The following is an 8,446-nucleotide window of genomic DNA, read 5'->3' on the forward strand; positions in this document are numbered from 1 at the left end:
TATGCAAGATTTACTAATTACCGATACGCGCGCGGTGCTGGCGGGCGAAATCCGTCCGGCCACGCTGTGGCTTTCAGGCGGCAAAATCAAACAAATTATTACGGACGAAACCCCGCTGCCCAATGTGCCGGTTTTTAACGCCCAAGGCGCGCTTGCCGTGCCGGGGTTTATTGACCCGCATATTCACGGATTTGCCGGGCACGGGCCCGAAAATGCCGCGCCGGAGGATTTGCTTGAAATGTCCAAGCAATTGGCCCAATACGGTGTAAGCGCCTTCTGCCCCACCCTCTATTGCGCGCGTCCGCACGAAATGGAATCCCTTTTAAAAACGTTACTCCCCGCACTGGGAAAGGAAACGGGCGCACAAATTATCGGGTTTCACTTGGAGGGGCCCTTCATTTCCCCTAAAAAACCGGGCGTAATGAAACCGCAGGACATAGTTCCCCCGCAATTAGCCGATATGGAACGCCTGTACGAAGCGGCCCAAGGACACATCACTAACATCACCCTGGCCCCCGAACTGCCCGGGATTAGCCCTATTATTGATTTTTGTTTGGCGCACGGAATTTTGGTACAGGGCGGGCACACAAACGCCACCTACGACGAATTTTTGCGCGGAGCCCAACAAGGCGTAAAACACGCCACACATTTATTTAATGCGATGAGCGGATTTAACCACCGGGCCCCCGGAGCCGCCGGAGCAGTGCTGATGCACCCGGAAATTTCCTGCGAAATCATCGCCGACGGCGTACACGTCCACCCGGACGTGGTCGGCTTTTTGCGCCAGGTAAAACCGCTTGAAAATATTGTGGCAATTACCGACGCCCTAAAACCCACCGGGCTTACGGACGGACCGTTTATTGCCAACGGGGAAGAGGTTATTTTGGACGGCGGCGTTTGGAAGCGCAAAACAGACAAGGTAATTGCGGGCTCCGCGCTGACAATGGCGCAGGCCTTTAAAAATTTGGTGGCCTTTGGCTACACGCCCGCTGAGGCCGTACAACTGACGAGTACCAACGCCGCTCGCTTATTAGACGTGTCCAACAAAGGGCGGCTGGAAGAAGGCTTTGCGGCGGATATTGTGCTTTTGGATCCGCAACTAAATTTGCAAGCCGTCTTTTTAGGCGGGAAAAAGCAATAAAACTAGCGCAAATCCCAAGTGGGTTCCGTAGCAAAGATACCCCCACCATAACGCTGGGAAGTTTCCGTCCCCAACGAGTTACACACCCGCCGCCAACGGGCCAACTGAGAACTGTCTTGCGCTCTTCCCGTTATGCAAGCCCGTTTTGCGTCTGCCTTGGCGCATAACTTACTGTTAGAACTGCTATGCGCGTATGTGCGGAAGTAAATAGCCGCCTGGGTGCCCCACGGAGCCAAATACGAATAGCATTGATTCATACATATCAGCGCCGTGCCCTCCCCCCAACAATCTCCGCCCATACTATTGGGCAGTTTAATTGTAAAGTTTTTCGGTATTTCCACATCCAATTGGTCAAACGAAGTCGCGTACTGGCCATTTGCCAAATAATATGCTTCTTGGGCCTTTTCCACCGTCTCCACCAGTGGTATATAGGATGTAAATTTAGATTTATCCACTGCCAACTGATACTGGGGCACAGCCACCGCCGTCAATATGCCAATAATAAGGACAACGACTAATAGTTCTATGAGGGTAAAACCGGCGGCTGTGCAAAAATGATTAGCCGTGCGGCCTAACATTGTTAAGCCGTCATCCCGGAAGGTCTTTATCCGGGATCTGTCGTTTATAAAATTAAGAGCCATACTGGAAGGTTGACCGGCGTGGGGCGTTCCGGTATCTGTCGTTTCCTTTTTTGATAACAACGGATCCCCGACTAAAACCTTCGGGGATGACGGCAAAAAACGCCAAAATTTGTTAAATCCTTTCATTTTTTTCTCCTTGTTAAGGCCTTTATATTTGAGCAAAACGGCCTTTTATACGCGTTGTTATACAACGGATACATCCGGGTATATCCACCGCGAATTATCAAAATTTTAACAAAAAAAAAAAAACGAAACAACCCCTTTACAGTAAACGACGAAAAAACGCCTTGCAGGCGGCAGATTTTCCACGCTCATTTGATTAGGGAAGCCTCACTGTTTTTGTAAGGTTGTAAACCAACGAAACAACAACAATAAAAACTACATTGTTTGGTTGTCATCCCCGAGGAATTTAGTCGGAGATCTGTCGTTTCGTACGAAAACAACTATGGCACAACAGATTCCCGACTACGGCACTCGGGAATGACAACAATAGCAACGAGCTCCCCTTAACCCTGCGGGCGCTTTTTATAGGGCCCACCGCCAAGATAGGTCCTTTGACCCTGTTTTTTATTCCCTAGTTTTCTATATAATGTATATATGAAAAAATTAACGACTCTTTTTATTTTCGTTTTCGCCGTTTGCACGGCCAGCCCGGCTTTTGCCCAAGGCAAACTGATTAAAAATACCGCTAAGGCTAATATAAAGGCGGGTGAAATTGCCGCCCGTTCCTCCGCCAGAGCAGGTGCAGTGGCAGCCCGCAGTGCCGCCAAGGCTACGCCAAAAGCGATGTCCCAACAAGCAAAACTGGCCCAAATTACTGAACAAATTAAGGTTTCTGTGCCTGCTCCTAAACAGCCCGCTCCGGCAAAGACTTCCCGCTTTGCCAGTATTAAAGGCGCTTTAACCCGCTTAATAGGCAGAGCCCCGGCTGTTCAGTTGCCACCACAGGTATTGCGTGAAGACTTATCTTTAAAAATTAAAGATTTCTCTGATTATAAAACCGATTTAAAAACCCTCCCCGATGAAACGCCGTGGAAGGAAACCCCGCAGGATATGTACCGCGCGTTAAGTTTGCCAGCCGACGGAATAGCCCTGCGCAATATTATGGAAAACGGCCTTTTGTTAAAGGATGTCGGCAAGTTTAGTAACAACCGCGCAATGGTTTATGTTAGTGCTGATCCCCGTATGGTCAGAACGGTTTCTTCTATGAAATTTAACTCTTTGGCCGCTAACCCAAACACCGCCGTTCATTACGCAAAGATGCACCACAGCAAGGATATTATCGTCGTGGTTCGTGTGCAAGGATTGCCAGAACACGGAAAAATTGAACACGTGAGCAGAGATATTCCGGCTGGAAACATCAAGGAAGTCATTGCCGCTTTGAATATCGGCGGACAAACCGTATGGTGCCGGGTAAAAGCCGAGAAAGACGGCTTCATTTTTACCCCGTATTGGTTTGACACCACTGGATTATAGGTCCAAAGACCTATGGTTTTTTTAGCCAGGAACACTTATACTATAAATAATTCCGAATCAGGAGTTTTTTATGAAACGCACTCTATTTCTTTTACCCATTATTGCCGCCCTGCTTTTAACTGCGCCGCTTCAAGCGCAAAATGTGGTAAAGGCGGGTAAAGGTGCCGTAAAAGTAACCGATACCGCCACTAAGGCCGCCGAAGCGGGAGTCAAATCCTCTGCCAAAGCCGTGGGTGCGGCAAGCAAGGTATCCCTTTCCACGCGCTTGGTCCAGCGGCTCCCAAAGGGAGTAGTGGTAAAAGCCCTTGAATTAAAGGGCTTATCCCGCCCGCAGGCATTGCGCAAAGCAGTGGAATTGGGTGTCAACAAAGCCCAGCCCGGCTGGCCAAAATTGCAGGCAGACGGCGCTATCCACACGCAAACTTTTAAAGATTTAACCTTGGACGGCTACAAAGGCGTCGTGCCCGCACTTCCGCACCCGAACCGCAACATTTATTTGCACCGCGGTATGGGGCTGACGGAAGAGGGCCTTGTAAAAGTATTGCAAAAAGGCGTCCTCTTGGAAGATGCGGGCGGAGCCTCTGACTGGTTTAACACCTCTTTGGCTATGGGCGGTATTGGCACGCCGGGGATGTCTCAGCCTCTCCTTGATAAAATGAGCGAAGCAAAAGCCATTAACTTTACGATTGACGCGCAGGAAGCCGCACACTATGCCCAAAACAACAGTTTTAAGGACGGCAAAGTACCTGTGGTGGTAACCACACACGGGCTGCGCGGCAAAGACCCAATTTCCGGCTATTACACCTTTAAAGAGGACATTAAGCCCGAGCAATTTACGGCGGTGGCCGTCCTGCTAAAAGGGCCGACAGGCCTCCCCCTTTGGTACCGGGCCAGTTTGGCCAAAGACGGCAAAACGCTCGTCTTAACGCCCTACCAAGTAACGGAAAAATAAATTTCGCCCGGGGTTATATAAAAAGCCCCGGGATTTTTTATGCTTTACAGTTTTCCCCCACTTATCACTCCTAAAACCCGCGTACTGGTTATCGGCAGTATGCCGGGTGTGGCGTCATTGAAAGCGCAGGAATATTACGCCTTTAAATACAACCAATTTTGGAAGATTATTTTTGACCTGTTTGCTGGCGGGCGCACGCCCAAAGACTATGAGGATAAAAAACAAGTCTTGCTCGCCCAAGGCATTGGGTTATGGGATGCATTGGCCGCGTGCGAACGGACGGGCAGTTTGGACGGGAATATTCTAAAACCCACGCCAAACGATTTTCCAACTTTATTTAAAGAATACCCGGGGATAAAAACGCTTTTGTTTAACGGACAAGCCGCGCGGAACCATTTTAAGCGCGCCTTTGACGACGGCGGGAAAATTTGCGCTATTCTCCCCTCCACCAGCCCGGCGCACGCTTCGCGCTCCTATGAAGAGAAAAAACTTCTTTGGCAACGCGCCCTTTTTCGTGCGTTAAATTAAGTAAAATAGGGCCATATGTACAGCACTATGTGGAATTTTAAGACAACCCAATAGAAACTTAAAAGCGCAGTTCACCAAATTTTGATAAAATAAAAGAAACGCTTTCCGCGCCCGTAGTTCAATGGATAGAGCGTCAGCCTCCGAAGCTGGAAATGTGGGTTCGACTCCCGCCGGGCGCAAATTTAAAAGCCTCGCTTTTGCGGGGCTTTTTTATTGACGTCCGGAGCAGGCAAACTGCTTTGCCTGCGTCGGGAGGCGAAGACCGGAGCGATGTTTTTGTTTGAGGGTGAAGCCCGAAAGGCAAAAACCGCGAGGTCCGGCCCGGAGGATTTTTACGTCAGTAAAAATACCGTAGGGGACCACGCCGGGCGCAAATTTAAAAAGCCTCGCTATGGCGGGGGGCCTTTTTATTGTAAACCAAAGCCGCCACGCTTCCCCTCAAATTGATATAATACACTTATGGGAATAGAAGAAATTGAGCAGAAGGATTATTTTTCCATCGGCGACGTCAAGCGTATTACCGGCGTGCCGGAATATTCCGTGCGTTACTGGGAAGCCGAGTTCGGCCTCATCCGCCCAATTCGCTTGGAAAGCGGACACCGCCGCTACACCAAGGAAGATGTTTACACTATTCTCAAAATTAAGGATTTAATTTATAAGCACAAATTGACGCTGGAAGGCGCAAAAAAACAACTATCCAAGTATCAGTTTCCGTCGGCAAATAAGGCCGAAAAAGCCCATAGCGATGTGAAACTTCTGACGGAAATAAAAGAAACACTGGAAGAATTGTTAAAATAATGATAAAATATTTAGGTAGTCAGAAAAAGACTATTTTACGGGGAGTGGCTCAGAGGTAGAGCGCTCGCTTGGGGTGCGAGAGATCGCGGGTTCGATTCCCGCCTTCCCGACCATTTAAAAATTATTTACGGGGCGTAGCGCAGATGGTAGCGCGCACGGTTCGGGACCGTGAGGTCGTGGGTTCGAATCCCGCCGCCCCGACCATCTTCTAAAGCACCTTTTTTAAGGTGCTTTTTTCGTCTAAGAATTAAAGTTTTCCCGTCGGAGAACACCTGTTTTTCTTATCTGTTACGGTCTCAGAGTTCTCTTTTCTCCGTCGTAAACTGCAATTTTCCCCGCGTTTTCTCGGAGCTCCAAGTTTGCAGGATCCAACTTACCGCTCGGGCCACACCAGATAGTGATTCGAAGCTATGTCCACATCATTTTCTTTTAAACTTTTTTACCTGTTCCAAACTGAAAAGCATAAAATCACCGTCTGATTTGGCAACCGGAATTAATTTACCAACACGCAGCCAATAGCGCACCGTTGAAATAGGCACGCCAACGGCTTTGGCAAATTGTCCAATCTTAAGCAATTTGGTTTCCTCTGTCTTGGGATAAAACATATCCACATATGTTTCAAAGCTGCGCTCCAATGCCTTATACATAAATGCCTCATAAGCAGTAGTATCTTGTGTTAATTGCCCCTTTTCGATACTACTTATATATTTTTTGCGATCTCTAGGGCGGATAATAATGGGCCATAAACCATTCTGTAAAAGTATTAAGTTCATTAGTAAACGCCCAACACGCCCATTCCCATCAATAAACGGGTGAATAGATACAAACTTAAAATGCCCCATAATAGCGCGGCTAATTACATCTTTTTCAGTTTGTAAGTATTCTTCAAACGACATCATTAAGTCTGATACTTTAACCGGATTGGGCAATATCACACTACTGCCTTTAATGCGTACGGGAACATTACGGTAACGGCCTGCAAAAGCATCGTTAATTCCTTTAAGCACTATAGAGTGAATTTTTAAGATATCATCTTGGGAAATCCTTTTATTTTTGGACAATTCATTAAGAATATATCTAAAGGCTTCCGCGTGGTTTTTCGCTTCCAAATAATCTTTTAAGGGTTTTTCCCCTTTGGTAATACCTTCACTAATAACCAACGCAGTCTCTTGGCGGGTAAGCGTATTGCCCTCAATGTGGTTTGAGGTATAGGCCAACTCAGTCTCCAGCCAATGATACAAAGACGCAACCGCCTGAGGATTCTTAAAGGTTTTCGTTAAAAGCTCTATTTGCTTTTTCATGTGACTGGTTATTTTCCCCATATATTACCTCTCGTACATAGTGTATAGTTTTTTTATAAATAAACTATACACTATAAACTACAAAAAATCAAGTCCATTACCTTTTTGATATTTTGCAGCCAATCCGATATTACTCTCTATGTTTTTTGGGGTATAGGTATGCCGTAGTTTAGAAAACAGGGCACCAATCGGCTTTTTATGGCTACAAAACCGCGTTAAATCGCCCGAAACAGATGAGGACATTCATTCGTTTCTCACTCTGGCGACCATTTAGAAAGCCACTTTTAACGAAGCGACTTTTTTGTTGTTCAATTTTCCCCTCTCTCGTCGGCGTTTGTGTCTGATTTTTATCCATTCGGGTTTTAGAGTGGTTTATAAGGCCCGCAAAAAAGGCCCTTTTGGGACCTTTTTCTCTACCGGGCCAAATTGCAGGATCGCAACTTCTATTCGGTACGCCATATTTTTTCCTGTTTTTCAAAATTTACCGCTTCGCTTGCCAAGGTCATAAGTTCTTTCAAACTCATATTTCGCGGGTTTCTATACTCTAAAATATCTGCCACTATACGTGGAGACAAATAGCACAAATTCAAATATCGGGCAAAAGTGCGCTTATTCATTCCACTTGCCTTTTCCCATTCGCGGGAAGTCATACCACTTACCATCATCTTCTTGCACTGCCACGCTCGCGCGAGCCCACGCACTAAACTTTCGTTTAATTGCCGTACCGTCAAAATATTATTGGCAGTGCCATTTTGTAGCCGCGTAGAAGACACATTATCTATGTATAACGTGTCTTTTAGGAGGATACTATCAGCCTTTATCTGCGCGCAAACTCCACCGCTAGGTGGATTTTCCGCAAGGTGTTTTTCCAAAAATGCTTCGAATGCCTGTTTTTTCAAATATATTGTGATATAGCACTCTTTATCTATCTTCTGACAGACAACCCTTTCTAAATAGATTTTAGCCTCATTTTTGCTTAATTCCAGTGCTGCCGTGCGTGGACAGATATCCCTATAATCCGCATTTTGAATTGTTTGTAATACCAAACCGTCTAACTGCCTCACGGACAAATGTGCCCCCGCACGGATGACATAGTATTTAAACACTTTGACACCTTGACGACCTGAAGATAGTTTATAGGCTCTCCCCTGTTCATCCACTAATACATCCCCGAGTAAGGTATCAGCACGGATATTCCTACGATGTTCTCTCATTCCCTCTTTATCCGCTCCGAGCTTGGCCTGTACGCTTTCAAATACATCTTGCGAGATAATCCCTTTATGTTTTCCGGGATACACCTTTTTAAGAGCCAAATGTGGCATTTTTCCTATATAGACTGGATTCCCAAGGATTCGTTGTATAGACCCGTGCCGAAATAAATGTCCGCCCCGCATAGCCCCCGGCGCTGTTTGCCAGCATTTACTGCGGTAGCCTTGCTGATTCATCCAATCGGCTGTAGCTTGTATATTGCCCAATTCCAGATACTTGGTAAAAATCAGATTTACAAGCTCGGCTTCTTTCGGATTAGGGATAAGCTGCTTGTCTTTTAGGTCATACCCCAACGGCGGCGTTCCCCCCATCCACAGCCCCTTGGCCTTACTGGCAGCGA

The 8,446-nt window shown here is 46.8% G+C and carries 8 protein-coding genes and 3 tRNA genes; 8 read left to right on the forward strand and 3 right to left on the reverse strand.

The features are described from left to right. Position 1: 1 nt before the first annotated feature. Positions 2 to 1,141 carry an N-acetylglucosamine-6-phosphate deacetylase gene (nagA, locus tag B2118_RS05925; protein WP_428054111.1) on the forward strand — a complete coding sequence of 380 codons (1,140 nt, stop codon included), beginning with the start codon at positions 2 to 4 and terminating at the stop codon, positions 1,139 to 1,141. Positions 1,142 to 1,143: 2 nt separating this feature from the next. Here nagA and B2118_RS05930 read toward each other — a convergent pair whose 3' ends face one another. Beyond that, positions 1,144 to 1,908: a type IV pilin protein gene (locus B2118_RS05930; protein ID WP_428054113.1), complete on the reverse strand. Its 765-nt coding sequence runs from the start codon at positions 1,906 to 1,908 to the stop codon at positions 1,144 to 1,146. Positions 1,909 to 2,379: 471 nt separating this feature from the next. Here B2118_RS05930 and B2118_RS05935 point away from each other — a divergent pair, with 471 nt between their 5' ends. The 7 genes from B2118_RS05935 (at position 2,380) to B2118_RS05965 (ending at position 5,740) form a co-directional block, all read left to right on the forward strand. Next, on the forward strand, positions 2,380 to 3,258 hold the full coding sequence (locus tag B2118_RS05935; RefSeq protein ID WP_428054115.1) for a hypothetical protein: 879 nt from the start codon (positions 2,380 to 2,382) through the stop codon (positions 3,256 to 3,258). Positions 3,259 to 3,328: 70 nt separating this feature from the next. Beyond that, positions 3,329 to 4,210, forward strand: a complete 882-nt coding sequence (locus tag B2118_RS05940; RefSeq protein WP_428054117.1) for a hypothetical protein — start codon at positions 3,329 to 3,331, stop codon at positions 4,208 to 4,210. A 39-nt stretch (positions 4,211 to 4,249) separates the two neighbouring features. After that, positions 4,250 to 4,738, forward strand: coding sequence for a DNA-deoxyinosine glycosylase (locus tag B2118_RS05945; RefSeq protein ID WP_428054119.1), 489 nt, complete (start codon positions 4,250 to 4,252; stop codon positions 4,736 to 4,738). A gap of 107 nt (positions 4,739 to 4,845) precedes the next feature. Then, positions 4,846 to 4,917 (forward strand) — tRNA-Arg (locus tag B2118_RS05950). 280 nt (positions 4,918 to 5,197) lie between these two features. Continuing rightward, positions 5,198 to 5,536, forward strand: coding sequence for a MerR family transcriptional regulator (locus B2118_RS05955; RefSeq protein ID WP_428054121.1), 339 nt, complete (start codon positions 5,198 to 5,200; stop codon positions 5,534 to 5,536). A gap of 38 nt (positions 5,537 to 5,574) precedes the next feature. After that, positions 5,575 to 5,649 (forward strand) — tRNA-Pro (locus tag B2118_RS05960). 15 nt (positions 5,650 to 5,664) lie between these two features. Then, positions 5,665 to 5,740: transfer RNA gene (locus B2118_RS05965), tRNA-Pro, on the forward strand. A gap of 215 nt (positions 5,741 to 5,955) precedes the next feature. Here B2118_RS05965 and B2118_RS05970 read toward each other — a convergent pair. Beyond that, positions 5,956 to 6,858 carry a Fic family protein gene (locus B2118_RS05970; RefSeq protein WP_428054123.1) on the reverse strand — a complete coding sequence of 301 codons (903 nt, stop codon included), beginning with the start codon at positions 6,856 to 6,858 and terminating at the stop codon, positions 5,956 to 5,958. A 422-nt stretch (positions 6,859 to 7,280) separates the two neighbouring features. Next, positions 7,281 to 8,446, reverse strand: a 1,166-nt coding sequence (locus tag B2118_RS05975) for a recombinase family protein (RefSeq protein WP_428054125.1), incomplete at its 5' end; no start/stop codon positions are given.

The organism is Candidatus Avelusimicrobium stercoris, from assembly GCF_002437085.1.
Lineage (GTDB): Bacteria > Elusimicrobiota > Elusimicrobia > Elusimicrobiales > Elusimicrobiaceae > Avelusimicrobium > Avelusimicrobium stercoris.

Excerpts from the sequence above, each read along its gene's own strand:
- nagA (WP_428054111.1), top strand. The coding sequence starts at position 2 with ATGCAAGATTTACTAATTACCGATACGCGCGCGGTGCTGGCGGGCGAA.
- B2118_RS05930 (WP_428054113.1), bottom strand. The coding sequence starts at position 1,908 with ATGAAAGGATTTAACAAATTTTGGCGTTTTTTGCCGTCATCCCCGAAG.
- B2118_RS05935 (WP_428054115.1), top strand. The coding sequence starts at position 2,380 with ATGAAAAAATTAACGACTCTTTTTATTTTCGTTTTCGCCGTTTGCACG.
- B2118_RS05940 (WP_428054117.1), top strand. The coding sequence starts at position 3,329 with ATGAAACGCACTCTATTTCTTTTACCCATTATTGCCGCCCTGCTTTTA.
- B2118_RS05945 (WP_428054119.1), top strand. The coding sequence starts at position 4,250 with ATGCTTTACAGTTTTCCCCCACTTATCACTCCTAAAACCCGCGTACTG.
- B2118_RS05955 (WP_428054121.1), top strand. The coding sequence starts at position 5,198 with ATGGGAATAGAAGAAATTGAGCAGAAGGATTATTTTTCCATCGGCGAC.
- B2118_RS05970 (WP_428054123.1), bottom strand. The coding sequence starts at position 6,858 with ATGGGGAAAATAACCAGTCACATGAAAAAGCAAATAGAGCTTTTAACG.